This window comes from Rhodococcus pseudokoreensis, from assembly GCF_017068395.1.
Lineage (GTDB): Bacteria > Actinomycetota > Actinomycetes > Mycobacteriales > Mycobacteriaceae > Rhodococcus_F > Rhodococcus_F pseudokoreensis.
This window is the reverse complement of record NZ_CP070619.1, coordinates 227,445-253,732: the sequence shown is the minus strand read 5'-3', so window position 1 is coordinate 253,732 and position 26,288 is coordinate 227,445. Positions and strand designations below refer to the sequence as shown.

Below are 26,288 nucleotides of genomic sequence, written 5' to 3'. Positions count from 1 at the left end.
TGATGGTCTCCTTTTCGCATTCTCGCGACAGTTCATCGAACTTCCCGGCGGAGCGTGGAACGGAGAATCACACCCCGGATATCGCCGGAGGATGCGACAAACATCCGGCCCATCGCCGACAGGGTTCCGCGCAGATTCGACCGTTCGGACAGATATGCGGCCTGGAGTCGTGGCGGCAGATCGAAGAAATGCTCGAAGAATTCGGGGACGTGTTCCGGTCCCAGATCCAAGAGGACGCGAAGCCCGACCGATCGCAGCGACGCGACAGTGCGTGCCTTCCACGGCCACAGTCGCGCGTTCGACCCGTCACGGAGGTCCCGGGCCAGGGCATCTGCGTACAGAAGTGACGCGGCGACGCTGTAGCCGGTGCCGGGGTGCATCAACCCGGCGCGGGCTCCGAAGCGCACCTGGTCCGAACTGTGGGATCGACCGGCCTCCGGTGGGGGCTCGACGGCGAATCTGACGCGCTCGACGTCCGAATGGGACGGCACGGTGACGCCCCGCGTTCGGAGACGGTCGTGGAGTCTGGTGGCGAGTTCGGAGATCGGGAGTGGGGGCCGGCCGACGAGGCAGGTCTCCTCGAGCAGGAACCGGTCCCGGGTGAGCGGGATCCCGTAGAGGAAGGACGGCGTGTCCGTGGGGGACGTGCCGTTGTCGCGGCGCCAATCCATGAACACCGCGGCCTCGCCTCCCAGCGCATGCGCGGCGGTGCCGGGATCCACGACGACTCCGTATGCCGTCTGCTGGGCAAGGTCGGGGCTGTCGCCCGTGCCGCGGGCATCGACGACGACGTGAGCGTTCAGCGTCGAGCCGTCGTCCAACCGGACGGACGTAGGGGAGAGGTCGACGGCTCTACCTGCGATAACAGTTCCGCAATTGTTGACGAGTATTGATTGCAGCGTAGCTGTATTCAACACACAGTAGGTGCGATCAATGATGTGGCGGCGTGCCGTCCACGCTGCCGGTCGGTCGGTCCGCGTCGCGACGGCATCCCGCGGGAGCCAGCCGGGGAGTTCGTCTTCCCAGGCGGCGTACGTCGCGGTCCACGATCTGCGGGGGAGCGGATCGACCGACACGACTGCCGACCCGAGGGCAGTGGCCCGGTGGGCGAGGGCGCGGCCGGCGGGGCCGAGGCCGACGATCGCGACGTCCCAGATCGGCGGACGGGGTGTGGCTGTCACGTCGCCAGCCTGTCACGGCCACCAAGCAACGAGGGCAGGCCGGAGGTCGCCGGGGGATCGGATGCGGCGGCCAACGTTAGCGGGATCACGGACGGGCGTGTTCCGAGTGGGCCGTCGTCGGGTAAAATTGCTGGTTCGTGTGTTCTTTGCGCAGTTTTTCTCATTCAGCGCCTGTGTCATTTTCCTAGGAGTCTTGTTGATCACCGCTACCGACCTGGAAGTTCGAGCTGGAGTGCGGACGTTGCTGTCTGCGCCCGGACCGGCTTTGCGGGTACAGCCCGGCGACCGCATCGGGCTGGTCGGCCGTAACGGTGCCGGCAAGACGACCACCCTCCGCATCCTCGCGGGGGAGGGAGAGCCGTACGCGGGCGCCGTGGTCCGCACCGGCGACCTCGGGTACCTCCCGCAGGACCCGAAGGAAGGCGACCTCGACGTCCTCGCGAAGGACCGGGTGTTGTCGGCCCGCGGTCTCGACTCGCTGCTGCGGGACATGGAGAAGCAGCAGATCCTGATGTCGGAGGTCGTCGACGACGCCGAACGCGACAAGGCTGTCCGCAAGTACGGCAACCTCGAGGACCGGTTCTCCGCCCTCGGCGGATACGAGGCCGAGAGTGAGGCGGCGCGCATCTGCAACAGCCTCGGATTGGCCGACCGCATCCTCGGTCAGCAACTGCACACCCTGTCGGGTGGTCAGCGCCGCCGTGTCGAACTGGCGCGCATCCTGTTCGCCGCGTCGGACGGCAGCGGTGGACGGTCGGACACGACCCTGCTGCTGGACGAGCCGACCAACCACCTCGACGCCGACTCGATCACGTGGCTGCGGGGATTCCTGCAGAACCACGAGGGCGGTCTGATCGTGATCAGCCACGACGTCGATCTGCTCAACGACGTCGTCAACCGGGTGTGGTTCCTCGACGCCGTGCGCGGCGAGGCCGACGTGTACAACATGAGCTGGAAGAAGTACCTCGACGCCCGCGCGACCGACGAGCAGCGTCGCCGGCGTGAGCGCGCGAACGCGGAGAAGAAGGCAAGTGCGTTGCGCACGCAGGCCGCGAAGCTCGGCGCGAAGGCCACCAAGGCCGTCGCGGCGCAGAACATGGCGAAGCGCGCCGACAAGCTGATGTCGGACCTCGACGCGGAACGTGTGTCCGACAAGGTGGCCCGGATCCGGTTCCCCGAGCCGGCCGCGTGCGGCAAGACGCCGCTGATGGCGGAGAACCTGACCAAGGTCTACGGCTCGCTGGAGATCTTCACCGGCGTGGACCTCGCGATCGACCGTGGGTCACGCGTCGTCGTGCTCGGCCTCAACGGTGCGGGTAAGACGACGCTGCTGCGCATCCTCGGCGGCGTCGAGACGCCGGACGCCGGCGGACTCGTCCCCGGCCACGGCCTGAAGATCGGCTACTTCGCACAGGAACACGACACTCTCGACGACAACGCGTCGGTGTGGGAGAACATTCGCCACGCGGCGCCGGACACGGGGGAGCAGGAACTGCGTTCCCTGCTCGGTGCGTTCATGTTCACCGGCCCGCAACTCGAGCAACCGGCAGGAACCCTGTCCGGTGGTGAGAAGACGCGCCTCGCGCTCGCCGGGCTCGTGTCGTCGGCGGCGAACGTACTGCTGCTCGACGAGCCGACCAACAACCTCGACCCCGTTTCCCGCGAACAGGTCCTCGACGCGCTCCGCAGCTACACCGGGGCCGTCGTGCTGGTGACCCACGACCCGGGTGCCGCCGAGGCGCTCGACCCGGAGCGGGTCATCCTCCTGCCCGACGGCACCGAGGACCACTGGTCGCAGGACTACCTGGAACTGATCCAGCTCGCCTGAGCACCGCGCGTAGATATCCCTGTCGCTGCGCTCTACGTAGATATCCCCGTCGCTGCGCTCTACGTAGATATCCCCGTCGCTGCGCTCTACCGTGGAAACCACCGTCGCTCGCCGACTGGAGGAGTTCATGGCTGACATCGGGGTCTTCGCCAAGAGCGCTCGGATCACGGGACCGTCGCGCGCCGATCTGCAGGCGGAGCTGAAACAGCGCTACCAGGCAGGGGCGAGCATTCGTTCCCTCGCCCGGGAAATGGGGCGATCGTACGGGTTCGTCCGCAACATTCTCGCGGAGTCCGAGGTGGAGCTCCGCGGACGAGGCGGAGCTCACCGTCGTAAGACCTGACCGGTGTCGGTGGGGAGTGCAGTGTCAGTCGCGGCGTCGGACGGATTCCTCGACGAGATCGAGCACGGCCGACAGGTTGTCACCGGCCTGCCCGGAAGCGATGCGTGCGACGAGGCCGTCGAGCACCAGATCCAGGTAGCCGATGAGGACGTCGGTCGGCACGTCGTCGCGGAGGCGGCCCGCGGACTTCTGCCGCGCGAGGCGTGCCATCGTCGCCTCGGTCAGTTCCGCCGACCGTTGCGACCAGCTTCTGCGGAAGTCGGCATCGTTCCGCAGCCGCCGGGCGATTTCGAGTCGGGTTCCCAGCCAGTCGAACTGGTCGGGCTGGGCGAGCATGTCCCGCATCACCTGGACGAGACCTTCGTGGGCGACCACGTCGGCCATCCTGGTCGCGTCCTCGTGGGCGAGCGCCAGGAACAACCCGTCCTTGTCCTTGAAGTGATGGAAGATCGCCCCGCGTGACAGTCCGGTCACTTCCTCGAGCCGGCGGACGGTGGCGCCGTCGTAACCGTATTCGGCAAAGCATCGGCGGGCGCCGTCCAGGATCTGACTGCGCCGGGCCGCGAGATGGTCTTCACTGACCTTGGGCAAAATGCCTCCTTTGTCGGCCTGTGAGCACTTTCGGCGCTTCGTAGGCGAACTCACCAAACGCACAAAGCGCTCACGACCACTTCTTCACGAAGCTTCGCCTACCAGCGAGAATGGTCGTGAGCGCTTTGTGCCCTGTCACGCGCCGAAAGTGCTCACAGGCGCGAAGCGCCTACTAGCCCTTGATCATGTTGCGGAGCACGTACTGCAGGATGCCACCGTTGCGGTAGTAATCCGCTTCACCGGGGGTATCGATGCGTACGACTGCGTCGAACACGACCTTCTCGCCGTTCTCGCGCGTTGCCGTGACCTTCATGGTCTTCGGGGTGACGCCCTCGTTGAGCTTCTCGACGCCTTCGATGTCGAAGGTTTCGGTGCCGTCGAGCTTCAGCGACGCAGCCGACTCGCCGGCCGGGAACTGCAGCGGAACGACGCCCATACCGATGAGGTTGGAGCGGTGGATGCGCTCGAACGACTCGGTGATGACGGCCTTGACGCCGAGGAGGCTGGTGCCCTTGGCGGCCCAGTCACGCGACGATCCGGAGCCGTACTCCTTGCCGCCCAGGACGACCAGCGGGATGCCGGCCTTCTGGTAGTTCTGCGACGCGTCGTAGATGAAGGCCTGCGGGCCGCCGTCCTGCGTGAAGTCGCGGGTGTAGCCACCGGAGACGTCGTCGAGGAGCTGGTTGCGCAGACGGATGTTCGCGAACGTTCCGCGGATCATCACCTCGTGGTTGCCGCGACGCGAGCCGAGCGAGTTGTAGTCCTTGCGCTCGACGCCATGGGAATCGAGGTACTGCGCGGCGGGGGTGCCGGACTTGATCGGACCTGCCGGGCTGATGTGGTCGGTGGTGACCGAGTCGCCGAGCAGGGCGAGGACGCGAGCGCCCTTGATGTCCTTGACCGGAGCCGGATCCTTCGGCATGCCGTCGAAGTACGGAGCCTTGCGGACGTAGGTCGAGTTCTCGTCCCACTCGAAGGTGTCGCCCTCAGGGGTCGAGAGGTTCTGCCAGCGGCTGTCGCCCGCGAAGATCGTTGCGTAGGACTTGCGGAACATGTCCTGGCTGATCGCCGTCTTGATGGTCTCTTCGATTTCCTGCGTGGACGGCCAGATGTCCTTCAGGAACACGGGGTTGCCATCGCTGTCGTCGCCGAGCGAGTCGGTTTCGAAGTCGAAGTCCATGGTTCCCGCAAGGCCGTAGGCGATGACGAGCGGCGGGGAGGCCAGGTAGTTCATCTTGACGTCGGGGGAGATGCGTCCCTCGAAGTTGCGGTTGCCCGAGAGCACCGCGGTGACCGACAGGTCGTTGTCGTTGATGGCCTTGGACACTGCCTCGGGCAGCGGGCCGGTGTTGCCGATGCACGTGGTGCATCCGTAGCCGCCGAGGTAGTAGCCGAGCTTCTCGAGGTACGGCCAGAGGCCGGCCTTCTCGTAGTAGTCGGTGACGACCTGTGAACCGGGTGCCATGTTGGTCTTGACCCACGGCTTGGTGGCGAGGCCCTTCTCGACGGCGTTACGCGCAAGCAGCGCAGCGCCGAGCATGACCGACGGGTTGGACGTGTTGGTGCAGGACGTGATGCCGGCAACGACGACGGCGCCGTGATCGAGAACGAACTCGCCTGCGTCGGACTTGACGGTAACCGGCTTGCTCGGGCGGCCTTCTGCGCCGTTGGCGGCGGAGAGAACGTCGACTGCTCCGTCATCGGCAAACGACAGAACTGCGGGGTCGGACGCCGGGAAGGATTCCTCGACGGCCTCGTCGAGCTGAGTGTGCTCGGTCGGGTAGTTCTCTTCCACGTAGTTGTGGATGTCCTTGCGGAACGCGGTCTTCGACTCCGACAACAGGATTCGGTCCTGAGGGCGCTTCGGGCCGGCGATCGAGGGAACAACGGTTCCCAGATCGAGCTCGATGTACTCGGAGAAGACGGGCTCGTTGTCGGGATCGTGCCACAGGCCCTGTTCCTTGGCGTAGGCCTCGACGAGGGCGAGCTGCTCGTCGCTGCGGCCGGTGAGGCGCAGGTAGTCGATCGTCTCGCTGTCGATCGGGAAGATCGCTGCGGTGGAACCGAATTCGGGGCTCATGTTGCCCAGGGTTGCGCGGTTCGCGAGCGGAACCTCGGCAACACCCTTGCCGTAGAACTCGACGAACTTACCGACCACGCCGTGCTTGCGGAGCATCTCGGTGGCGGTGAGCACGACGTCGGTCGCGGTGACGCCGGGCTTGATCTCACCGGAGAGCTTGAAGCCGACGACGCGGGGGATGAGCATGGAGACCGGCTGGCCGAGCATGGCTGCCTCGGCTTCGATGCCGCCGACGCCCCAGCCCAGCACACCCAGGCCGTTGACCATCGTGGTGTGCGAGTCGGTGCCGACGCAGGTGTCGGGGTATGCCTGGCCGTTGCGTGCCATGACGGTGGGTGCCAGGTATTCGATGTTGACCTGGTGAACGATGCCCATTCCCGGGGGGACGACCTTGAAGTCGTCGAATGCGCCCTGGCCCCAGCGGAGGAACTGGTAACGCTCGCCGTTGCGCTCGTATTCGAGGTCGACGTTGCGCTCGAGTGCATCGGCCTGGCCGAAGATGTCGAGAATGACCGAGTGGTCGATGACCATGTCGGCGGGGGAGAGCGGGTTGACCTTGTTGGGGTCGCCGCCGAGGGCGGTGACAGCCTCACGCATGGTGGCGAGGTCGACGACGCAGGGAACGCCGGTGAAGTCCTGCATGATCACGCGAGCCGGCGTGAACTGGATTTCGATGCTCGGCTGAGCCGAGGGATCCCAGCCTGCAATTGCGCGGATGTGATCCGCGGTGATGTTGGCTCCGTCTTCGGTACGGAGAAGGTTCTCGGCGAGAACCTTCAAGGAGTAAGGCAATTTCTCGGTGCCGGGGACGGCCGCGAGTCGGAAGATCTCGTAGGAGTTCTCACCGACCTCGAGGGTTCCCTTTGCTCCGAATGAATCAATACTGGTGCTCACGTCAGCTCCACTCGTCTATGTGAGGGTCGCCACCGACGGGGCTGTGTCGACGGCTGCAGGCACTGCGGGCACGGCTGATCCGTGTGCGCTGTCGTGCTAGCGATGACGGAATCGGCCCCTACCGCGGTACCTCCGATAGTCTAACAGTACGCTTGTCCTGTGAGAATCCGGGGCGGAAACGGGCCCGTGCCCCCGGCGATTCTCCACTACCGCGGCGGGGACGCGCCCGGACTGAACGGAACTTCGGGGACACCTCACGTAGTGTTCACGCGAGGCTTACGTTCCTACAGCAAACCCGGATGAGAGATGCCTGCCCCTATCGCCACCGCACTTCCTGCCAGTGTCACGGTTCCCGTCCATTCGGCCCTCCCGTTGTCGACGGACCTTCCGGAGGACATCGACGTCTCCGACGTGGTCGCGGACGTGTCCGACGACGGAGTGTCGGCACCGTCCGACGAGACCGGTGAACTCGCCGCCGTCGTCGACCGCGCGGCCGAGCACGGCATCAAGCTGAGCATCGTGGTGCTGGACGAGGATCCCGGCCGCGACTCGCAGCTGCGCGACCTCGCGACCGAGGTCGGAGCGGAGGAGGGCGGCACCGTTCTGGTCCTGAGCCCCAGCTGGGTCGGCACGTACAGCGACTCGATCAGCCGGGTGCTGCTCGAATCGGGTCAGGACCGCACGTACACCGGCGACGCGGTGGTCTCCGCGAATCACTTCGTCGACGAGGTCGTCGAGCCGGGACCGCCGTGGGCGCTGTTCACGGCTGTCATCGTGGCGATCGTCGTCATCGCGTCGGCCGCGACGTTCTTCGCGAAGTCGCGCCGGGCGTCCGCCTCGAATGGCGGCGGCACCGCGAAAAAGGGTGACAGTGCCCCGGGGGCCGGCACGACGTACGAGCGACAGAAGCCCTGACGCCTTCCGAATTCCCCGGATAACTCGGCGGCAATTTCACGATTCGCCCGTGTGAGGCCGCTGCCTGCGTCGATGCGCGTAAATGGCGCCGACGATTCACAGTTCGGCATTTCCGCTGGTCAAATTACTCATGTGTTATTTGTGACTAAAGTTTCCATAGAGTCCGGAAGTGTCGTACGGTGCATTTGGCGCTCTTGGGGAAGAAGTGTCGCAGGCTGGTGATTGACGTCCAGAGTGACGGCGTTCCGGCGTAGTTCGGTGTCGCCGAAACACGGAAGGTGTGGCTGCCGCAATTTCTCCCCACGACGAGCACAGCGCGGCCTGCGCGATCGGTGCAGAACCGAGGGAGAGAGTTGTGAAGCGACAAGCACGAGCTGGAGTGGGGCACCGTAGCTTCTCCCGCAGGCGCGCTCGCGCGGCGCGCCTCCTGATCGGACTGGGCATCGTCGGCGCCCTGGTCGGCAGCACGCCCGGCCTGGCCGCCGCAGTACCGCCCCCGCCGCCGAATCCGTCCGACTCCGACATCGCACAGGCCCAGACCCAGGTGTCGGCGGGCCTCGGGCAGGTCAGCGAACTGATCAACCAGGTCGCCTCCGCGGATCAGCAACTCGCCCAGCTCGACAACGAGGTCGCCATCAAGCGCGAGGACGTGAACCGGGCGCTGGTCGACCTGCAGAACGCCCGCAGCGCCGCCGATCTGGCCGCCAGCGTGGTCGGGGCGTCCCAACAGGCGCTGCGCGACGCCGGCGCACAGATCGAGCTGGCGCAGAAGGACTTCGACAAGTACGCCCGGTCGAGCTACACGCAGGGCACCAACGTCTCCGCGATCTCGACGTACCTCGGCGCCCAGGGGCCCGGTGACGTCCTGGACCGCGCGCAGGTACTGAAACTTCTCGCCACCAGCCAGAACGCGGTGCTCGAGGGTCTGCAGCGTGCCCGGACCGCCCAGGCCAACAAGGATTCCGCCGCGCGCGAGGCGAAGCAGCAGGCGGACGTGGCCGCCGACCAGGCCGCGTCGAAGAAGTCGCTGGCGGAGCAGGCGATCGCGATCGCCCGGTCGGCGTTGCAGGACCAGGCGGCCAAGAAGGCGCAGATCGAGAGCAACCGGGCGGCCGCGCAGGCCCAGCTCGACGCCGCCCGCGGGAACGTCGCGGGGCTGGAGGGGCAGCGTGAGGCGTACGCGACGTGGGAGGAGCAGAAGCGCGCCGAGGACGCGCAGAAGGCTGCCATCGCCGCCGCGGCCCGGGAGGCCGCGACGCAGGCCGCCGCGCGGGTCGCCGCCAACGAGGCGGCACGCCAGCGGGCCGCGGAACTCGCCGCGGGGCAGCGGGCGCACACCACGATCGAGGACGATTCGGAGGACGAGGACACCGCCACCACCACGCCGAAGTCCACCCCCAAGTCGAAACCGTCGACCAGCGGTGAGGACCTGACGGGCAGTGAGGCCATCGAAACCGTCATCGACCGCGGCCTGTCCCAGATCGGTGTGGAGTACGCGTGGGGCGGCGGCGACGAGGAAGGCCCCACCCTGGGCATCCGCGACGGCGGTGTCGCCGACAGTTACGGCGACTTCAACAAGGTCGGTTTCGACTGCTCCGGTCTGATGATCTACGCGTTCGCCGGGATCGGCATCTCGCTGCCGCACTACACCGGTTATCAGTACACCGCGGGCGAGCAGGTCCCCTCGGAGGAGATGCAGCGCGGCGACATGATCTTCTGGGGTCCGAACGCCAGCCAGCACGTCGCTCTGTACCTCGGAGACGACCAGATGCTGGAGGCGCCTGAGTCGGGAGACGTCGTCAAGATCTCCCCGGTGCGATGGGACGGCATGACCCCTTACGCTGTCCGTATGGTGTCGTGATCCATGATGTCGATGAAGTAGTCCGCGGTGCGGATCGTGCTTGGTTGCGGCGGGGGTTGCTTGCACCTGGAATAGTTGAGCAAGTACGTGAACGGGCGGAACGATCTAGGTGAAAGCGGTGGATTCTTGGTGACCTCACGTGATGATGCGGTATCGGAGGGTGCAGCCCGGAAGGAGTCGCCCGCGAAGGCCGCTCCCGAAGGTGTGCAGAACGGGGGTGCGGCCAACGGATCGGGTCCCCAGAACGCCACCGCGCCGAAGGCACCCTCACAGGATTCGGGCCCGCAGACCTCGATGACGAAGTCGGTCGCGCCCAGTCTCGCCGCCGACGTCCAGACGCTGGAACGCGCGATCTACGAGGTCAAGCGCGTGATCGTCGGGCAGGACCGGCTGGTGGAGCGGATCCTGGTCGGTCTGCTCGCGAAGGGGCACGTGCTGCTCGAGGGTGTGCCGGGTGTGGCGAAGACCCTGGCCGTCGAGACGTTCGCGAAGGTGGTCGGCGGGTCGTTCTCGCGCGTCCAGTTCACCCCGGACCTGGTGCCCACCGACCTGATCGGTACGCGCATCTACCGGCAGGGGCGGGAGGAGTTCGACACCGAACTCGGCCCCGTCGTCGCGAACTTCGTGCTCGCCGACGAGATCAACCGCGCACCGGCGAAGGTGCAGTCGGCGCTGCTCGAGGTGATGGCCGAGCGGCACGTCTCGATCGGCGGCAAGCGGTACCACATGCCCGACCCGTTCCTGGTGATGGCGACGCAGAACCCGATCGAGAACGAGGGTGTGTACCCGCTCCCGGAGGCGCAGCGCGACCGCTTCCTGTTCAAGATCCTCGTCGACTACCCAACGGTGGAGGAGGAGCGCGAGATCGTCTACCGGATGGGTGTCGACGCGCCGGAACCGCATCAGGTTCTCGATCCCGAGGAACTGGTCCGGCTGCAGAAGGTCGCGAGCGGTGTGTTCGTGCACCATGCGCTCGTCGACTACGTGGTGCGGGTCATCGCGGCCACCCGCACGCCTGCGGAGTTCGGTCTTCCCGACGTCGACGGCTGGATCGCGTACGGCGCGTCTCCGCGTGCGACGCTGGGCATCATCTCCTCGGCGCGGGCACTGGCGTTGCTGCGCGGGCGTGACTACGTCGTGCCGCAGGACGTGCTCGAGGTGATCCCGGACGTGCTCCGTCACCGTCTCGTGCTGTCCTATGACGCTCTCGCCGACGAGGTGAGCCCGGACGACGTGATCTCCCGTGTGCTGCAGACGGTGGGTCTGCCGCAGATCGCCGCGCAGCCGACGGCGGTCCCGGCCGCTCCCGCCGGTCACAACGGACCGCCCGTCCCGTCCACGTCGGTGCCCGGACCGACGGCGATGAGCCAGCCACGGTGAGTGCGCGTACCGCCGGTGCGCAGAGTTCCGGCCCGCCGCCGTCGTTTCGCTCCGGCGAACTCCGTGATCCGAAACTGTCCGCCGCGCTGCGGACACTGGAACTGACCGTCCGCCGCCGCCTCGACGGTGTGCTGCACGGCGACCATCTGGGCCTGATCCCGGGTCCGGGCTCCGAGCCGGGTGATGCCCGCGAGTACCAGCCGGGTGACGACGTCCGTCAGATGGACTGGTCGGTGACCGCCCGGACGACACACCCGCACGTCCGGCAGTCGGTCGCGGACCGGGAGCTGGAGACGTGGCTCGTCGTCGACCTGTCGGCGAGCCTCGACTTCGGTACCGCCGGCTGCGAGAAGCGGGACCTGGTGGTGGCCGCGGCCGCCGCCGTCACGCATCTGACCAGCGGCGGCGGCAACCGGATCGGGGCGATCGTCTCCACCGGCGCCCAGACCACCCGGATCCCGGCCCGCGGCGGCCGGATCCACGCGCAGGCGATGTTGCGTCAGATCGCGACCACCCCGCACGCCCCGGACGGAGTGCGGGGCGACCTGCAGGGGGCGGTGGAGTCGTTGCGCCGGCCGCAGCGCCGCCGCGGTCTGGCCGTCGTCATCAGTGACTTCCTGGGACCGATCGACTGGGAGCGGTCGCTGCGGGCCATCTCGGGCCGCCACGACGTACTCGGTGTCGAGGTGCTCGACCCGCGAGATCTGGAATTACCCGACCTGGGGGATGTAGTGCTGCACGATCCGGAGTCCGGACGGACCCGCGAGTTCACGACCACGCCGCAACTGCGCGCCGACTTCGCGCGCGCCGCGGAGGAACACCGCCTGCAGGTGGAGCAGTCGTTGCGGCGGTGCGGTGCCCCGCTGCTCGGTCTGCGGACCGACCGGGACTGGATCTCGGACGTGGTGCGGTTCGTGTCCGCCCGGAAACACAGTTACGGGACCGCGACGAACCAGAGGTCCCGCCGGTGAGTCTTTCGCAGTTCACCTCACCGTGGTGGTTGCTGTTCCTCCTGGTCGTCGTGGCGTTGGTCGTGGGATACGTGTGGGTGCAGCGTCAGCGGCAGAAGCACACTCTCCGGTTCACCAACTACGCGCTGCTCGAGAAGGTCGCACCGTCGCGGCCGGGCCGGGCCCGGCACATCCCGGCGCTGCTGATGGTGCTGGCGCTGGTGTTCTTCAGCGTGGCGCTGGCCGGCCCGACGGAGGACAAACGGGTTCCGCGGAACCGGGCCACCGTGATCCTCGTCATCGACGTGTCGTTGTCGATGAAGGCGACCGACGTGGAACCGACTCGGCTGGCCGCCGCGCAGGACGCCGCGAAGTCGTTCGCCGACGGGCTCACCCCCGGCATCAACCTCGGTCTCGTCGCGTTCGCGGGCACCGCGTCGGTGCTGGTGTCGCCGACCACCAACCGGGAGGCCACCAAGGTCGCGATCGACAATCTGCAGCTGAGCGAGCGGACCGCCACCGGTGAGGCGATCTTCACGTCGCTGCAGTCGATCGACACGCTGGCCGCGGTGCTCGGCGGCAGCGATCAGGCGCCGCCCGCCCGCATCGTGCTGCTCTCCGACGGCAAGCAGACGGTCCCCGAGAACCCGGACGATCCGCGCGGCGGGTTCACCGCGGCGCGGCAGGCGAAGGACAAGGACGTTCCCATCTCGACGATCTCGTTCGGCACCAGCTACGGCAAGGTCGAGATCGAGGACGAACGCATCCCGGTACCCGTCGACGACCCGTCGCTGCGGGAGATCGCGAATCTCTCCGGCGGCAGCTTCTTCACGGCGTCGAGCCTGGAGGAGTTGCGGGACGTCTACGACACCCTCGAGGAGCAGATCGGGTTCGAGACCACCCGCGGCGACGCCAGCCGCCCCTGGCTCGTGCTGGGTGTCCTCTCCGCCACGGCGGGGCTGATCCTCGCGCTGGTCCTGCGCCAACGGCTGCCGTGATCTGCGTTGCGGCGGCGTTCCCGGCACCAGCGCCCTGCTGACGGCCGCCCCGCGTTTCCACTCCTGCACATCTGAACAGATAGGTTTATCCGCATGTCTACCCCAGAAACTACCGACGCGTCGGTGAGGACGGTGTCCACTCCCCGGTCGGTGCTCGTCACCGGCGGCAACCGCGGGATCGGCCTCGCTGTCGCGCAGCGCCTCGCGGCGGACGGGCACAAGGTCGCGGTCACACACCGCGGTTCGGGTGCGCCCGAGGGCCTGTTCGGCGTCCAGTGCGACGTCACCGACACCGAGTCGATCGACCGCGCCTTCAAGGAAGTGGAGGCGCATCAGGGTCCGGTCGAGGTCCTCGTCGCGAACGCCGGCATCACCGACGACACGCTGATCATGCGGATGACCGAGGAGCAGTTCACCTCCGTCGTCGACGCCAACCTGACCGGCGCGTTCCGCGTCGCGAAGCGCGCCACCCGCTCGATGTTGCGGTCCCGGTTCGGCCGGTTCGTGTTCCTCGGGTCGGTCGTCGGCCTCGCCGGCGGTCCCGGCCAGGTCAACTATGCGGCGTCGAAGGCCGGTGTGGTCGGCATCGCGCGGTCGCTGACCCGCGAACTCGGGTCCCGGTCGATCACCGCGAACGTGGTGGCCCCGGGATTCATCGACACCGACATGACCGCGGTCCTCGACGACAAGTACAAGGACATGATCACCGGCGCCGTCCCGCTGCAGCGGCAGGGCAAGCCCGAGGAGGTCGCCGCGGTGGTGAGCTTCCTGGCCTCCGACGATTCCGCGTACGTCTCCGGCGCGGTGATCCCCGTCGACGGCGGCCTCGGCATGGGCCACTAGAACTCCCACACCACTTCCCGGACTTTTCTTCACAGGAGGACACCTCATGGGCGGATTGCTCGAAGGTAAGACCATTCTCGTCACCGGCATCATCACGGACGCGTCCATCGCGTTCCACGTCGCCAAGGTCGCCCAGGAACAGGGCGCCAAGGTGATCATCACCGGATTCGACCGGCTCCGGCTGATCGACCGGATCGCGCAGCGGTTGCCGCAGCCGGTGCCGCCGGCCCTCGAACTCGACGTGCAAAATCCTGAGCACCTCGCGAGCCTCGCCGACCGCATCCGGGAGATCGCGCCGGAGGGTGTCGACGGCGTCGTGCACTCCATCGCGTTCGCGCCGCGCTCCTGCCTGGGCAGCCCGTTCTTCGACGCACCGTGGTCCGACGTCGGCGTGGCGTTCGAGGTGTCGGCCTACTCGTACGCGTCCCTGTCGAAGGCGCTGCTGCCGGTGCTCAACGACAACGCGTCGATCGTCGGCATGGACTTCGACCCGGCGCGCGCGGTGCCGTTCTACAACTGGATGGGCGTCGCCAAGGCCACCCTCGAGTCGGTGAACCGGTATGTCGCCAAGGAGGTCGGCGAACGCGGCATCCGCTCCAACCTCGTTGCGGCCGGCCCGATCAAGACCCTCGCCGCCAAGGCCATCGCCGGCACCGCCACCGACGACGCCAAGCAGATGAACGAGCTGAACACGGCGTGGGACGAGCGCGCGCCCATCGGCTGGAACGTCGACGACCCGGAGCCGGTCGCGAAGACCGTGTGCACTGTGCTGTCCGACTGGCTGCCCGGCACCACCGCGTCGATCATCTACGTCGACGGCGGCGCCCACGCGATGGCCGGCTAGAGCACGACCCGGGGAGTGCGCCCCGAACGGCAGCACGGAAGATGGGGATCATGAGCGCTGTGAATTCGACGGACGGTTCCGATTCCCGGTTCGACGCCCTTCTTCTGTTGTCGTTCGGGGGCCCGGAGAAGCCTGAGGACGTGCGCCCGTTCCTGGAGAACGTCACCCGGGGCCGCGGGGTGCCGCCCGAACGTCTGGACGCGGTCGCCGAGCACTACCTGCATTTCGGGGGTGTGTCGCCGATCAACGCCCTCAACCGCGACATCATCTCCCGCGTCGAATCCGAATTGGTAAGCGCCGGAATCGATCTGCCGGTGTATTTCGGTAACCGGAACTGGCATCCGATGGTCGAGGACACGGTCGCCCGGATGGGTGCGGACGGGGTCCGTTCGGCCCTGGTGTTCCCGACGTCGGCGTGGGGCGGGTACTCGGGGTGCCGGCAGTACCACGAGGACGTGTCCCGGGCGCGGGCCGCGGCCGGCGACGGGGCGCCGCACCTGCTGAAGCTGCGGCAGTACTACGACCACCCGCTGCTGATCGGGGCGTTCGCCGACGCCGTCCGCGCGGCCGCCGCGCAGCTCCCCGCCGAACACCGGGCAGACGCGCGGCTGGTGTTCACCGCCCATTCCGTGCCCGTCGCCGCGGACGTCAACGCCGGTCCGCCCGCGGAAGGCGGTCGCCTCTACAGCAGGCAGGTGGCCGAGGCCGCCGCGCTCACCGCCCGCGCCGCCGGTTTCGACGACTTCGATCTGGTGTGGCAGTCCCGGTCCGGGCCACCGCAGGTGCCGTGGCTCGAACCGGACATCTGCGACCACCTCGACGCCCTCGCCGGCGAAGACGTGCGCGCGGTGATCGTGTGCCCGGTGGGATTCGTCTCCGATCACCTCGAGGTGGTGTGGGACCTGGACACCGAGGCGCGGGACAAGGCCGCCGAACTCGGCATCGACTTCGTGCGCGCCGCCACACCCGGGACGGATCGGCGGTTCGCGGAACTCGTCGTCGAACTCGTCGCCGAGCAGCTGACCGGTGCGTCCGCCGCGCGGCTCGGATCCGAGCCGCTGCTCGGGTCCACCCTGGACGGCGCGTCCTGCGCGGTCGACTGCTGCAAGGCCGTCGTCAGGCCGTCAGGCCGTCCCGCGCACACGCATTGACGGCGGCGGTGCGCGCCGAGCGCACCGCCGAACGCAGCGGCCGCAGCAGATCCTCGAGGGTGGCCGCGCCCGACGCGGACACCGTGCGGGCGGGGGCCATCTGCTCGGCGACGGTGAGGATCGCGGCCACCTGATCGGCCGAGTCCAGGATCCGCAACGCCCGCGGCGCGATCGTCGTCGGATACCGGTGCAGCGCGGACTTCGCCAGCGCGTCGGCGATCAGCGCGCGCGGATCGGTGCCGAAACCGGAGTCGAGCATGTGCAGGGCCTCGAGCGCGGCCGCGGCATCGCGCACCGCCTCCCGCATCGTGAACTCGGCCTCGCCCAGACCGGTGTGGTGGGCGTCGAGGGGGAGCCGCTCGATGGTCGACACCGTCCACCGCAGTACGTCGGGACCCTCGACGTGCGGGACGAGCCCCGTCCCGGGACGGCCGGGCGGCCCGACGAGGACACCCTCGCCGGTGTCCATCGCGGCGGACGCGAACCCGGTGCCCGCGGGCAGTCCCCTCACGTCGCCCGGCCCGGGCAGGACCAGCCGGATCTCGGTCTCGGGTTGCGACACGGAACGGCGCATCGTCTGCAGCAGCGCCGTCACCCCGGCGTCCTGCGGGTCGGGCCACGGCAGCCCGGTGCGCTGGGCCGTGTCCTGATCCTCCGCGCAGGCGAGATGCATCGGCGCCCACGCGTGGAGGGCGTCGATGACGTCGTCGGGTGCACTGTTCCCGGCGAGCCAGGAACTGGCCCACACGGTGAGAGTGGCGCTGGGTGAAGTCACGATAAACGAGCATATGTCGGCGTGGCGGCGTGTGCGTAACGGCGCCGCTCGCATAGCGTCAGCGCCCGTGAGCGGAGGCGACAGATACGGCGACATCTTTTCCGGACACCCACGCGCGAGGAAGCCGGTGACGCCGACGGTCCCGGCCGAGCGGGACCTCGTGGTCGAGGACGCGGGCACCGGGTTCTGCGGTGCGGTGGTGGGGTTCGAACGCACCTACGACGGCGATTTCGTCCGGCTCGAGGACGGGGCGCGGCGCACCCGGTTGTTCGCGATGCGGGAGGCGGCGTTCCTGATCGACGGGAAACCGGTCACCCTGGTGCGTCCCGCGGCCAAGCCCGCCGGTCCGGCGGCCACCCGGTCGGCGTCGGGGTCGACGAAGGTGGAGGGACTGCGGGCCCGGACCGCGCTGGCCAGCCGGATCTGGGTGGAGGGCGTGCACGACGCCGCCCTGGTGGAACGGGTGTGGGGACACGACCTGCGCGTCGAGGGGGTCGTCGTCGAGCACCTCGAGGGTCTCGACAACCTCGGGGAGCGGCTCGCCGAGTTCCGCCCCGGACCGGGACGGCGCGTGGGTGTGCTCGTCGACCACCTCGTCACCGGGTCCAAGGAAACCCAGCTCACGCAGGGGCTCGGGCCGAACGTGCTCGTCACCGGGCACCCGTTCATCGACGTGTGGGAAGCGGTCCGCCCGTCGGCGGTGGGCATCGCGGCGTGGCCGAAGATTCCGCGGGGTGAGGACTGGAAGACCGGGGTGTGCCGCGAGTTGGGCTGGGGGACACCGCGCGACGGGTGGCGCCGGGTGTACTCGGCCGTCGACACGTTCCGCGACCTGGAGGCGCCGCTGATCGGGGCGGTCGAACAGCTGGTCGACTTCGTCACCGTCGATTCCGGAGATTCTGGTTAGATGGTGTTGTGGCTGCATTGATTTGGCTGGTAGCGGGGGTGCTGCTCGCCGCCGCGGAAGCGTTGACGGGGGACTTCTTCCTCCTCATGCTGGCGGGCGGTGCGCTGGCCACGGCCGGGGTCACTGCGATCACCGACTTCCCGGTCTGGGTCGACGCGGTGATCTTCGGGGTGCTGTCCCTCGCGCTGATCCTCGGGGTGCGCCCGGTGTTGTTGCGCAAGTTCGAGACACCGCCGCCGACCCCGACGGGCATCGCGGCGCTCACCGGCAAGCAGGCCCTGGTGCTCGAGGAAGTCGCCGAGCACGCGGGGCAGATCAAACTCGGCGGGGACGTGTGGACGGCCCGCCCGCTCGACAGCACGGAAGTGTATCCACCGGGAACGACCGTGACGGTAATGCAAATTGACGGCGCGACCGCCGTCGTATGGAGGGGACCGTAGATGGCAGCACTCATCGTGTTGATCGTGCTCGTGTTGTTCGTTGTGCTGGTGGTGGCCAAATCGGTGGCGCTGGTGCCGCAGGCCGAGGCCGCGGTGATCGAGCGACTCGGCCGGTACTCGCGGACCGTGTCGGGGCAGTTGACGTTCCTGATCCCGTTCGCGGACCGCATCCGGGCCAAGGTGGATCTGCGCGAACGGGTGGTGTCGTTCCCGCCGCAGCCGGTGATCACCCAGGACAACCTGACGCTGAACATCGACACCGTGGTGTATTTCCAGGTCACCAACCCGCAGGCCGCGGTGTACGAGATCAGCAACTACATCGTCGGTGTCGAACAGTTGACCACAACCACGCTGCGCAACGTCGTCGGCGGCATGACGCTGGAGGAGACGCTCACCTCGCGTGACTCCATCAACGGGCAGCTGCGCGGCGTGCTGGACGAGGCCACCGGCCGCTGGGGTCTGCGCGTCGCCCGCGTCGAACTCAAGAGCATCGATCCGCCGCCGTCGATCCAGGAGTCGATGGAGAAGCAGATGAAGGCGGACCGCGAGAAGCGGGCCACCATCCTCACCGCAGAGGGGCACCGGGAGTCGGCCATCAAGACGGCGGAGGGCGACAAGCAGTCCCGCATCCTCGCCGCGGAGGGCGCGAAGCAGGCGTCGATCCTCACCGCCGAGGGTGAGCGGCAGTCCCGGATCCTGCGGGCGCAGGGCGACCGGGCCGCCAAGTACCTGCAGGCGCAGGGCCAGGCGAAGGCGATCGAAAAAGTGTTCGCCGCAATCAAGTCCGGTAAACCCACCCCCGAACTCCTCGCGTACCAGTACCTGCAGACGTTGCCGCAGATGGCGCAGGGCGACGCGAACAAGGTGTGGCTGGTGCCCAGCGACTTCGGTGACGCCCTCAAGGGTTTCGCGAAGACCCTCGGCGCGCAGGGGCAGGACGGGGTGTTCCGGTACGAGCCGTCCACCACGGACGAGGATCTGCCCAAGCCCGAGGACGATTCGGAAGAGGTCGCCGACTGGTTCGAGACCAAGTCCGACCCGGCCATCGCGCAGGCCGTCCGCGCCGCGGAGGTCGAGGCACGGCAGCCCGTCGACGGTCCGGGACCGCTCACCAAGCCCGGCGGCGTCGACGAGCACGCGCCGCTGTACCCGGGGGGAGCGCCCGGGCAGCTGCCGCCGCCCGTCCCCCCGCACGGCGGCTGACCACCCCGCCTGTTCTGACGCCGCCTACTCGGCCGCGGCGTAGCGGCGCAGCAACGGCCGCAGCACCCGGAAGAGCTGTTCGGGTGCGTGGTCGAGGTAGAAATGATCGCCCGCCAGGAGGTGCACCCCGGACAGCCGGGCGGTGTGCCGATCCCAGGCGCGTAGTTCCCGCTCGCCGACCAGCGGGTCGGCGTCCCCGCCGAACACGTGCGCCGGGCAGCTGAGGGGCGGGTCTGCGGCATCGCGGTAGCCGGTGCACAGGCGCAGATCGTCCCGCAGCGCGGGAAGATGGTGGGCGGGGAACTCCGGCAGGTCCGGGAGGCCGGCGGGAACACCCCCGGCGGCGCGCAGCATCGCGATCAGGGTCGCGTCGTCCAGGTCGTCGACCGGCGGCAGCGGCGCGGGCAGGTGCGGGGCTGCGTATCCGGACAGCAGCAGCGCCCGCGGGAGCGGGCGACCGGTCGCGCGTCGACGGCACGCGAGCCGGTACGCCACCAGCGCACCCATGCTGTGCCCGAAGAACACGTGCGGCGCCGTGAGCTGTTCGCCGAGTTCGGAGTCGAGTGCGGCGACGAGGGATTCGACGTCGGTGAACCCGGCCCTGCCTCCGCGCCCGGGCAGGTGCACCGGCCGCACCGACACGTGCGGGTTCAGGGCGCGGTGCCAGTGCCGGTACGTCGTGGGCCCGCCGCCGGCGTGCGGGAAGCAGAACAGCTGGAGCGGCATGGCGTTACGCGGCCGCGACGAGCGCGGCGAGTTCCTCGGCGAGAGCCGCCACGGTGGACCGGATCTGGTCCTCGGTGTGGCAGGAGGTGACGAAGAAGCGCAACCGCGCGAGGTTCTCCGGCACTGCCGGGTAGAGGATCGGGTTGACGTTGATGCCGCGCCGGAGCAGCGCGCCCGACAGCGCGAGGGTGCGCAGCGAATCCCCGACGATGCAGGGGATGACCGGGGTGTCCCGGCTGTCCCCGGTGTCGATTCCGGCGTCCGCGGCGAGCTGCAGGAACAGCCGGGAGTTGCGACGCAACCGGTCGAGGGCCTCGGGTTCGGCGCGCATCTGCCGGATGGCTGCGAGGGACGCCGCGGCATTCATCGGGGTCATCCCGACGCTGTAGACGAAGCCGGGTGTCGTGTACTTCAGGAACCGGATGAGTTCGGCGCTGCCGGCGACGTAGCCGCCGCAGCCGGCCAGCGCCTTCGACGTCGTGCCCGACCACAGTTCCACGTCGTCGCGGTCGACGCCGAAGTGCTCGCCGATGCCGCCGCCGGTGGCGCCGAGCACTCCGATGCTGTGGGCCTCGTCGATCATCATCATCGCTTGGTGCTTCTTCTTCACCGCGATCATCGCGGGCAGGTCCGGGATGTCGCCGTCCTGGCTGTAGACGCCTTCGATGAGAATGAGGACCCGCCGGTACCGGGAGCGGATCGAGGTGAGCAGGGCATCGAGCGCCGCGTGATCGTTGTGCGGGAACGGGCGCCGGGTGGCGCCGGACAGTGCGCAGCCCTGCAGGATGCTGTCGTGCGCGAGACTGTCGTGGACGACGAGGTCACCCTCCCCGAGGAGGTGGCCGATGACGGTGACGTTGGTGGCGTGTCCGCTGACGAGGGCCATGGCGTCGTCGGTTCCCAGCAGCCCGGCCAGTGCGGCCTCGAGTTCGCGGTGTACCGGTTTCTCCCCGGACAGCACGCGGCTGGCCGAGCAGGAGCTGCCGTAGCGGGCGACGGCGTCCTGGACCGCGGAGACGACGGCCGGGTGCCCGGACATGCCGAGGTAGTTGTAGCTGGAGAAGTTGAGGACCTCCGCGCCGTCGATCGTCGACGTGTCCCGGGTGATGCCGTCGTTGACGAGGAAGTACGGGTTGGTGACGCCGAGCCCCTCGGCGGCGGTCAGCCGTGCGTCGAGCGCCTGCACCTCCGGGAAGTCGGCGATGCGGAACTCGGGTGCCACCGCCGGTTCCGGATCCGGGACGGGCGTCACGGTGCGCGGCGACCCAGGGACGCGGTGCGCCGTCACGTGGTCGATCACCTCGCCGAGCGTGCGGCCCGGTGTGAACCAGTCCGGTTCGACGACGAGCCCGGGGAAGGCGCGGCGCAACCCGCCGAACAGGTCGGTGATCATGATCGAGTCGAATCCGAGGTCGCCGGCGATCGTCTGCGTCGCCGTCAACGCGGCCGCGGGGAATCCGCTGACCCGTGCGACTTCCGCGCGCACCCGGGTCGCGGTGTCGCCGGTCGCCGCCGCGGGACCCGGCCCGGTGTCCGGGGACGCCGCCGGGGCGGACGGGACCGTCCCGGGGACCCCGGCGGCGGCAGCGAGTACGGCGGCCTGCTCCCGGAAGAGGGCGATCAGATGGTCCATGGTGGTGTCCTCGGTCTCTGCAGTGACAGTGGGTTCGGCTGTGACGCTGGGTGCTGCGGGTTCGGTGGGCTGAGCCGCGGCGGCGGGTGCGTCCTCGGGTGTCCAGAAGCGGGCGGTGGTCGCGAACGGATAGCCGCGCAGTCGCCGGCGGACCCGGGCGCCCGGCTCGTACAGCGCATCCCACGCCGGGTCGTGGCCGTCCCGGTACAGGGCGGCGACGATTGCGGGAAGCTCGTCGCCGGTGGCGGCCGGGCCGGGGCACGGCGCCAGGTGCCGCGCCGGCGAGCCCGGATGGGCGCGGGCGGTCAGCGGCAACAGGATTCGTGCGGGGCCCACCTCGATCAGGTGGGTCGGATCGCAGGCCAGCGCGGCCGCGGCGGCGTCCGCGAACCGCACGGTCGCCGTGATGTGGTCGGTCCAGTACGTCGCGTCCATCGGTTCGTCGACGTCGAGGAGCCGACCGCGGGTGGTCGAGAAGATCGGGATCTCCGGCGGGCTGTACGTGCAGCCGGCGGCGACCTCCGCGAACGCGTCCCGGATCGGCGCCATCGCGGGGGAGTGGAAGGCGTGCGAGACGGTGAGCCGGCGGACGGGGACTCCGGCCGCGGTCAGCGCGGCGCCGATCCGGTCGACCGCGCCTGCCTCCCCCGACAGCACCACGTCCCGCGGCCCGTTCACCGCCGCCAGTGCGGCCGCGGGTTCGCCGGCGAGCAGGCCGGCGACGTCGCCCGGGGTGGCCCGTACCGCCAGCATCGCGCCGCCGGCGGGCAGTTGCTGCATGAACCGTCCCCGCGCGACGATCAGCCGGCACGCGTCGTCCAGGCCGAACACGCCGGCATGCGCGGCGGCCGCGTATTCGCCGACGCTGTGCCCGATCAGCCACGCCGGCTCGATGCCCAGTTCACCGAGCGTCCGGGCCAGCGCGTATTCGACCGCGAACAGGGCGGGCTGCGCGAACTCGGTGCGGTGGATGTCTTCGCCGGCATCGAACAGCACGTCCCGGACCGAGCGGCCCAGATGCGGCGTCATCCGCTCGTCCACGTCCGACAACGCCCGCCGGTACGCGCCGTGGTTCTCGTGCAGGGCCCGGGACATTTCCGGGTACTGCGCGCCCTGCCCGGTGAAGAACCAGCCGGCGCTGACGGGGCGGGCCGCCCCGGACAGCGACTCGAGCAGGTGTTCGTCGCCGGCCGCCGCGCGCAGTGTCGTGGCGGCCTGGTTCCGGTCGTGGGCGGGGAGCGCGAGACGGTGACGCCCGGATGCCTTGACCGTGTTGGTGCTCCAGCACACCCGGCCCAGTTCGGCGTCGGGTCGGGCGAGCAGGTCGTCGGCCAGGGCGGCGGCGCTGCGGGCGAGGCCTTTCCGGTCGTTCGACGACACGGTGAGCACACCGCCGCCGCTGCTCGCCGCGGGCGGGTCGTCGGCGGGCGCCGCGGCCAGGAGCAGATGCGCGTTGGTGCCGCCGAGCCCGAAACTGCTGACGGCGCCGTGCACGTCGCCGCCGGGCAGCGGCATCGGCTCGGACAGGATCTGAAGACCGTTGTCCGCCAACCGGAGTCGCGGGTTGACCTCGGCCGCGCCGCGGCTGGGCGGCACAACCCGGTGGTGCAGCGCCAGGGCTGCCTTGATCAGACCGGCCACCCCGGCCGCGCCCTCGGTGTGACCGAGATTTCCCTTGATCGACCCGATTGCGCACGGCTGCGGGCGGGGCACCGCGTGGACGTGACCGAGGGCCTTGATCTCGATCATGTCGCCGAGCACCGTCCCGGTGCCGTGCGCCTCGACGAACGCGACCTGTGCGGGCGTGACACCCGCACGCCGGTACGCCTTTTCGGCGACCTGTTGCTGGGCCCAGCGGTTGGGGGCGGTGATCCCGTTGCTGCGGCCGTCGTTGTTGACGGCGCTGCCCTTGATGACGGCGTAGATCGGCAGGCCCTCCGCCTGCGCGTCCGCGAGCCGGCGCAACACCAGTACCGCGACGCCCTCGCCGCGGCCGATTCCGTCGGCGGCCCCGCTGAACGGTTTGCACCGGCCGTCCGGCGCGGACAGCCCGGCCTGCGTGTAGAAGACGTTCACCGTGGGGGTCAGGGTGAGATTGACGCCCCCGGCGAGGGCCTGGTCGCAGTCCCCGGACCGCAGCGCCGCGCAGGCCAGGTGGACCGCGACGAGCGACGACGAGCAGGCGGTGTCGATCGCCATGCTCGGGCCCTGCAGGTTCAGCTGGTAGGACACCCGGTTGGCGGTCATGAAATAGCCGTTGCCGCTGCCGAGTTGCGGAGTGATGCGCGGCAGGTCGCGCATCTGGAGACTCCACTCGTTGGCCATGACACCGACGTACACGCCGGTGTTCGAACCGGCCTGGGCCCGCGGATCGAGTGCGGCGTCCTCGAACGCCCGCCACGCCGACTGCAGCAGAAGCCGCTGTTGCGGGTCCATCGCGGCGGCCTCGCGGGGTGCGATGCCGAAGAAGTCGTGGTCGAAGGCGTCCGCGTCGGCGAGGAATCCGCCGCTGCGGTTGTTGACCGAGCCGGGACCACCGGCGGCGTCGAACACGGTGTCCGCGTTCCAGCGTCCGGCGGGGACGTCGGTGATGCCGTCGCCGCCGCCCATCAGCAGCGCCCACAACGCGGCGGCGTCGGGGGCCTGCGGGAAGCGGCAGTCGAGGCCCACGATCGCGACGTCGGTCATGAAACCTTCCGGTGCCGCAGTGCGGTTTCGGCGACGACGAAGACGGCCATCTCGGCGATCGTCGGATAGTCGAACACCACGGTCGGATCGAGTTCGAGATCCCAGCGGTCCTCGATCTCGCCGCACAGGCTCACCGCGGACACCGATTCGATTCCCAGCTCGGCGAGGGGGAGGTGCGGATCGACGTCGTGCACCGGCCGTTCGGTGTGGTCGGCGACCCGGCCGGCGAGCCAGTCGATGACGGGGGCGAGGTCGCGGCGGGTGATCTGCTCGGGGACGGGCATCGGGTTCTCCTGGTCGGTGATCGGGGTCAGGCGGGCACGGCGGTGGTGGTGGTCCGGAGGCGCTCCACCGCCGGGTCGATGTCCTCGTGCAGGACGGCGTCGACGCGGGACCGGAGGAACGAGGCGCGCATCGATCTGCGCTGGACCTTCCCGCTGGTGGTGCGGTGCACGCCGCGCCGGTCGACCAGCACCACGCTCGGCGCGTGGACGTCGAAGGTCCGGGCGACGCAGACCCTGATCCGGCGGGCGAGCGCGGGCAGGGTCAGGTCGTCGATCAGCGCAGTCCTGACCTCGTGGATCACCAGCAGCCGCTCGTGCTGCCCGGTGTCGAGCGAGAACACCACCCCGGCGGAACCGGTGAGCGCCGGATGCAGGTCCCGCACGGCCTCCTCGACGTCCTGCGGGTACAGGTTGCGGCCGTTGACGATCAGCAGGTCCTTCAGGCGGCCGGTGACGTAGAGGTGCCCGTCGTCGAACACCCCGAGGTCGCCGGTGCGCAGGTACGGTCCGTCGCCGTCGAGGGTGGCGTGGAACTTCTCCGCGGTCTCGTCGGGCCGATTCCAGTAGCCGGCGGCGACGCTGCCGCCGGAGATCCAGATCTCCCCGACCCGGCCGGGCGGTTGCTCCCGGCCGGTGTCCGGGTCGACGATGCGGATGTCGCAGCCGAACGGCCTGCCGCTGCCGACCAGCCGGGCGCCACCGGCCTTCGGGGTCAGTTCGTGGCGCTCCAGCGCGGCCGCGTCGACGTCGAGATATCCTGGGGCGCAGCCGACCTCGCTGGCTGTGGCGAGCAGCGTCACCTCGGCCATGCCGTATGCGGTCAGGAAGGCGCCCGCCCGGAAACCGACGGGCCCGAGCCGGTCGATCACGGCGTCGAGGGTGCGGGGCCGGATGGGTTCGGCCCCGTTCAGGGCCACCCGCACCGAGGACAGGTCCAGTCCGGCCAGTTGGTCGTCGGGGATCCGGCGGGCGACGAGGTCGTACGCGAAGTTCGGGCCGAGGGTCATGTCGGCGCGGTACCGGTCGATCAGCTGCAACCAGCGCACCGGCCGTTTGAGGAAGGCCATCGGCGACATGAACGCGAGGTTCCCGCCGGCGTAGAGCGGCGACAGCAGCATGCCGATCAGCCCCATGTCGTGGAAGTGCGGGAGCCAGCCGGCGACGGTCACCGTGTCGTCGCCACCGATTGCGTCGGTGATGGCCGCCGCGTTGTGCAGCAGGTTGCCGTGGGTCACCATCACGCCCTTCGGTTCGCTGGTGGAACCGGACGTGTACTGGAGGAAGGCCAGGGTGCCTGCGTCGAGGCCGGGTAGGCGCCAGTGGTCGGGGTCGCCGAGTTCGGCGGTGTCGGTGGCGGCGACGGTGGCGGCGAGCTCGGACTCGCGGATCCAGCTGTCGAGCGGTTCGGCGACCGCGGACGTGGTGAGCACGAGGTGCACGTCGGCGTCCGCGAACATCGTCGCGACCCGCTGCATGCTGCGCGCGTCGTGCGGGACCGGAGCGGGCACGGCGACCACCCCGGCGTAGAGGCATCCGAGAAACGCGCGGAGGAAGTCGATTCCGTCGACGTACAGCAGCATCACCGGGTGTGCGGACTCGGGCCGCGTCGACAGCCACACCGCCAGCGCGCGGGCGTCCCGGTCCAGTTCGCGGTAGGTCACCGTCTCGGCGACGAGTTCCCGGCCGACCTCACGGTGGTAGACGTAGGACCGGTCGTCGCCGTACACGGCGACCTGGGCGCGGACGTGTGACACGAAATCGGTAGGCACGGAT

The 26,288-nt window shown here is 69.2% G+C and carries 21 protein-coding genes; 13 read left to right on the top strand and 8 right to left on the bottom strand.

All coding sequences use genetic code 11. The annotated features are described in order from the left end of the window. Positions 1 to 32: 32 nt before the first annotated feature. Positions 33 to 1,181, bottom strand: a complete 1,149-nt coding sequence (locus JWS13_RS06490; protein ID WP_206005029.1) for a lycopene cyclase family protein — start codon at positions 1,179 to 1,181, stop codon at positions 33 to 35. Between the two features lie 196 nt (positions 1,182 to 1,377). On the opposite strand from JWS13_RS06490, the gene JWS13_RS06485 reads away from it, so the two are divergent. Together JWS13_RS06485 and JWS13_RS06480 are read left to right on the top strand one after the other, a co-directional pair. After that, positions 1,378 to 3,009, top strand: a complete 1,632-nt coding sequence (locus JWS13_RS06485; RefSeq protein WP_087561339.1) for an ABC-F family ATP-binding cassette domain-containing protein — start codon at positions 1,378 to 1,380, stop codon at positions 3,007 to 3,009. 127 nt (positions 3,010 to 3,136) lie between these two features. Then, the gene (locus JWS13_RS06480) at positions 3,137 to 3,352 is read left to right on the top strand and encodes a helix-turn-helix domain-containing protein (protein ID WP_043825986.1); all 216 of its coding nucleotides are present in this window, start codon (positions 3,137 to 3,139) and stop codon (positions 3,350 to 3,352) included. A 24-nt stretch (positions 3,353 to 3,376) separates the two neighbouring features. Here the strand turns inward: JWS13_RS06480 and JWS13_RS06475 are convergent, their stop codons facing one another. Together JWS13_RS06475 and acnA are read right to left on the bottom strand one after the other, a co-directional pair. Continuing rightward, positions 3,377 to 3,943 carry a TetR/AcrR family transcriptional regulator gene (locus tag JWS13_RS06475; protein ID WP_124390931.1) on the bottom strand — a complete coding sequence of 189 codons (567 nt, stop codon included), beginning with the start codon at positions 3,941 to 3,943 and terminating at the stop codon, positions 3,377 to 3,379. Between the two features lie 172 nt (positions 3,944 to 4,115). After that, the gene (gene acnA, locus JWS13_RS06470; protein WP_124390932.1) at positions 4,116 to 6,917 is read right to left on the bottom strand and encodes an aconitate hydratase AcnA; all 2,802 of its coding nucleotides are present in this window, start codon (positions 6,915 to 6,917) and stop codon (positions 4,116 to 4,118) included. A gap of 306 nt (positions 6,918 to 7,223) precedes the next feature. On the opposite strand from acnA, the gene JWS13_RS06465 reads away from it, so the two are divergent. The 8 genes from JWS13_RS06465 to JWS13_RS06430 all read left to right on the top strand — a co-directional run bounded on the left by JWS13_RS06465 (position 7,224) and on the right by JWS13_RS06430 (position 15,859). Beyond that, positions 7,224 to 7,832 carry an Rv1476 family membrane protein gene (locus JWS13_RS06465; protein ID WP_206005028.1) on the top strand — a complete coding sequence of 203 codons (609 nt, stop codon included), beginning with the start codon at positions 7,224 to 7,226 and terminating at the stop codon, positions 7,830 to 7,832. Between the two features lie 355 nt (positions 7,833 to 8,187). After that, a complete protein-coding gene (locus JWS13_RS06460; protein ID WP_420855000.1) occupies positions 8,188 to 9,693 on the top strand; it encodes an NlpC/P60 family protein in 1,506 nt (501 codons plus the stop codon). 204 nt (positions 9,694 to 9,897) lie between these two features. Continuing rightward, positions 9,898 to 11,073 (top strand): AAA family ATPase, encoded by a 1,176-nt coding sequence (locus tag JWS13_RS06455; RefSeq protein ID WP_087561269.1) that lies wholly within the window; start codon positions 9,898 to 9,900, stop codon positions 11,071 to 11,073. Beyond that, entirely contained in the window at positions 11,070 to 12,044 is a 975-nt protein-coding gene (locus tag JWS13_RS06450; RefSeq protein WP_124390935.1) for a DUF58 domain-containing protein, read from the top strand. The genes JWS13_RS06455 and JWS13_RS06450 overlap by 4 nt, the downstream gene beginning before the upstream one ends. Then, a complete protein-coding gene (locus JWS13_RS06445) occupies positions 12,041 to 13,021 on the top strand; it encodes a VWA domain-containing protein (RefSeq protein ID WP_087561271.1) in 981 nt (326 codons plus the stop codon). Before JWS13_RS06450 ends, JWS13_RS06445 begins: the two co-directional genes overlap by 4 nt. A gap of 93 nt (positions 13,022 to 13,114) precedes the next feature. After that, on the top strand, positions 13,115 to 13,864 hold the full coding sequence (gene fabG1, locus JWS13_RS06440) for a 3-oxoacyl-ACP reductase FabG1 (protein WP_072942052.1): 750 nt from the start codon (positions 13,115 to 13,117) through the stop codon (positions 13,862 to 13,864). A 46-nt stretch (positions 13,865 to 13,910) separates the two neighbouring features. Then, the gene (inhA, locus tag JWS13_RS06435; protein ID WP_005241845.1) at positions 13,911 to 14,708 is read left to right on the top strand and encodes an NADH-dependent enoyl-ACP reductase InhA; all 798 of its coding nucleotides are present in this window, start codon (positions 13,911 to 13,913) and stop codon (positions 14,706 to 14,708) included. A 41-nt stretch (positions 14,709 to 14,749) separates the two neighbouring features. Further along, on the top strand, positions 14,750 to 15,859 hold the full coding sequence (locus JWS13_RS06430; protein WP_206005027.1) for a ferrochelatase: 1,110 nt from the start codon (positions 14,750 to 14,752) through the stop codon (positions 15,857 to 15,859). Here the strand turns inward: JWS13_RS06430 and JWS13_RS06425 are convergent. Then, on the bottom strand, positions 15,825 to 16,634 hold the full coding sequence (locus JWS13_RS06425; protein WP_206005026.1) for a hypothetical protein: 810 nt from the start codon (positions 16,632 to 16,634) through the stop codon (positions 15,825 to 15,827). The two genes, JWS13_RS06430 and JWS13_RS06425, sit on opposite strands and share 35 nt — an antisense overlap. A 67-nt stretch (positions 16,635 to 16,701) precedes the next feature. Between JWS13_RS06425 and JWS13_RS06420 the strand changes: the two genes are divergently transcribed. From JWS13_RS06420 to JWS13_RS06410, 3 genes are read left to right on the top strand one after another with little or no spacing between them, the layout of a single operon-like run. Then, complete coding sequence (locus tag JWS13_RS06420) at positions 16,702 to 17,541, top strand: DUF3097 domain-containing protein (protein WP_206005025.1); 840 nt, start codon at positions 16,702 to 16,704, stop codon at positions 17,539 to 17,541. An 8-nt stretch (positions 17,542 to 17,549) separates the two neighbouring features. Then, a complete protein-coding gene (locus JWS13_RS06415) occupies positions 17,550 to 17,981 on the top strand; it encodes an NfeD family protein (protein WP_206005024.1) in 432 nt (143 codons plus the stop codon). Beyond that, positions 17,982 to 19,184, top strand: coding sequence for an SPFH domain-containing protein (locus tag JWS13_RS06410; RefSeq protein WP_206005023.1), 1,203 nt, complete (start codon positions 17,982 to 17,984; stop codon positions 19,182 to 19,184). A 24-nt stretch (positions 19,185 to 19,208) separates the two neighbouring features. Here JWS13_RS06410 and JWS13_RS06405 read toward each other — a convergent pair whose 3' ends face one another. From JWS13_RS06405 to JWS13_RS06390, 4 genes are read right to left on the bottom strand one after another with little or no spacing between them, the layout of a single operon-like run. Further along, entirely contained in the window at positions 19,209 to 19,910 is a 702-nt protein-coding gene (locus tag JWS13_RS06405) for a thioesterase II family protein (protein WP_206005022.1), read from the bottom strand. A 4-nt stretch (positions 19,911 to 19,914) separates the two neighbouring features. Continuing rightward, complete coding sequence (locus JWS13_RS06400; protein ID WP_206005021.1) at positions 19,915 to 24,231, bottom strand: type I polyketide synthase; 4,317 nt, start codon at positions 24,229 to 24,231, stop codon at positions 19,915 to 19,917. Next, a complete protein-coding gene (locus JWS13_RS06395; RefSeq protein ID WP_206005020.1) occupies positions 24,228 to 24,515 on the bottom strand; it encodes an acyl carrier protein in 288 nt (95 codons plus the stop codon). Before JWS13_RS06395 ends, JWS13_RS06400 begins: the two co-directional genes overlap by 4 nt. Positions 24,516 to 24,541: 26 nt before the next feature. After that, positions 24,542 to 26,284: a fatty acyl-AMP ligase gene (locus JWS13_RS06390; RefSeq protein WP_206005019.1), complete on the bottom strand. Its 1,743-nt coding sequence runs from the start codon at positions 26,282 to 26,284 to the stop codon at positions 24,542 to 24,544. Positions 26,285 to 26,288: the final 4 nt, after the last annotated feature.

What these genes read in the sequence shown, in the direction of transcription:
- JWS13_RS06400 (WP_206005021.1), bottom strand. Translation starts at nt 24,231, where the DNA reads ATGACCGACGTCGCGATCGTGGGCCTCGACTGCCGCTTCCCGCAGGCC.
- JWS13_RS06410 (WP_206005023.1), top strand. Translation starts at nt 17,982, where the DNA reads ATGGCAGCACTCATCGTGTTGATCGTGCTCGTGTTGTTCGTTGTGCTG.
- JWS13_RS06465 (WP_206005028.1), top strand. Translation starts at nt 7,224, where the DNA reads ATGCCTGCCCCTATCGCCACCGCACTTCCTGCCAGTGTCACGGTTCCC.
- fabG1 (WP_072942052.1), top strand. Translation starts at nt 13,115, where the DNA reads ATGTCTACCCCAGAAACTACCGACGCGTCGGTGAGGACGGTGTCCACT.
- inhA (WP_005241845.1), top strand. Translation starts at nt 13,911, where the DNA reads ATGGGCGGATTGCTCGAAGGTAAGACCATTCTCGTCACCGGCATCATC.
- JWS13_RS06480 (WP_043825986.1), top strand. Translation starts at nt 3,137, where the DNA reads ATGGCTGACATCGGGGTCTTCGCCAAGAGCGCTCGGATCACGGGACCG.
- JWS13_RS06395 (WP_206005020.1), bottom strand. Translation starts at nt 24,515, where the DNA reads ATGCCCGTCCCCGAGCAGATCACCCGCCGCGACCTCGCCCCCGTCATC.
- JWS13_RS06405 (WP_206005022.1), bottom strand. Translation starts at nt 19,910, where the DNA reads ATGCCGCTCCAGCTGTTCTGCTTCCCGCACGCCGGCGGCGGGCCCACG.
- JWS13_RS06430 (WP_206005027.1), top strand. Translation starts at nt 14,750, where the DNA reads ATGGGGATCATGAGCGCTGTGAATTCGACGGACGGTTCCGATTCCCGG.